At 60.9% G+C, this 1259-nt stretch carries 1 protein-coding gene; it reads left to right on the top strand.

Features of this window, described 5'->3' with window-relative positions; genetic code table 11:
- The first annotated feature begins 95 nt into the window (after positions 1-95).
- Entirely contained in the window at positions 96-764 is a 669-nt protein-coding gene (locus MFF06_RS22550) for a helix-turn-helix domain-containing protein (RefSeq protein WP_238208440.1), read from the top strand.
- Positions 765-1259 lie beyond the last annotated feature (495 nt).

The following is a 1259-nucleotide window of genomic DNA, read 5'->3' on the forward strand; positions in this document are numbered from 1 at the left end:
CGTCAAGTCGAAAACGCGAGTTTTCGACTGCAGCGGAGCTATGCCGGTGGTGCTGCGCCCCTCGCAGCGGGTCTCACGACCCGAAGGGCGGAGCTATGTTTGCTGACGAGATACGGCGTGCCGTCGAGGCTGCGCCGCGCGTGAAGCTGCCGGAAGTCGCGGCCCTGCTGTGGCGCGCCTTTGGGGATGGCCAGGTGAGCGAGGCCGAAGCCGCGACGCTGTCCAACCTGATTGAAGCACGCAAAGCTGTTCCTATACCCGTAAGAGCCTTTAGGAAGGCCGTGGGCTCGCGTCCGCGCACAGATGCTTCGATGGAGCGCCGCCGCCGCTGGGCGGCCTCTGGTCGGCTCCCGCCGGCCCTTGCCGCTCGGTTCACCCTCGCAGAAGCGGCCGTGCTGGCTGTGGTCTCATCCGAGGTGGTGAAGCGTGGCGACTGCCGACTGTGCCTCGACCACATCGCAGCACTGGCCGGTGTCAGCCGGAGCACCGTGAAGAACGCGCTGCGACAAGCCCGAACGCTCGGGCTGCTCACAGTTGAGGAGCGGACGCAGACAGCTTGGCGCAACCTGTCGAACGTCGTGCGGATCGTCTCGAAGGAGTGGACCGCCTGGATGCGACTGGCGCGCCGGGCGGCCCCGTGGGGGGGAGGGGTCAAATCCGTGACCCGCACGAATACTGAAAGGCTAGAACTCCGGGGAAACAGGCCAGCGGAACCCAAAAAGAAGCTGCCGGAACGGCAGGATCGCCTGCAGGGAAGTGGCTAATGAGAATCTACGCGGATGGCGGAAGCCGATCCGATCTGAGCCATGCCTTGGCAGCATGAGGTTGATCGGTATGACGAACGCGGACAGGTGGCGGATGAGCGAGGAATGGTAAGCCGGAAGCAGCGGGCGACCTTCGCATAAGCCGTCTCGTCCCACTTGAGCAGCCTCGCTTCATCGGCCGTCCCGGCGCTGGCCCGGGTGATTGTAGAATTTACGGGCAAGTCGATGACCTGCAGGTCAACTCCTGAAGAATGTGATCAGTAATAAATGGTATCTGAGCCACTGGCTCCAGATTGTTGACGAAGGATCGTGAGCGTATATCAAGATGTCGCAGTGAGTGCTCCTAAGCATTTTCTATCTTGCGCACATAAAACAAGCAGCATACCAAATCCTATCAAGCGATGCGTAAGCACATCATGCTTGCGCCGTGACGTGCAACAAGTTGCACGGATTGATAGGAGCAGTCTCATGAGTACGACAGACATTGCCCTTGTT

It is taken from the genome of Methylobacterium aerolatum, assembly GCF_022179085.1.
GTDB lineage: Bacteria > Pseudomonadota > Alphaproteobacteria > Rhizobiales > Beijerinckiaceae > Methylobacterium > Methylobacterium aerolatum.

Excerpts from the sequence above, each read along its gene's own strand:
- MFF06_RS22550 (WP_238208440.1), top strand. The coding sequence starts at position 96 with ATGTTTGCTGACGAGATACGGCGTGCCGTCGAGGCTGCGCCGCGCGTG.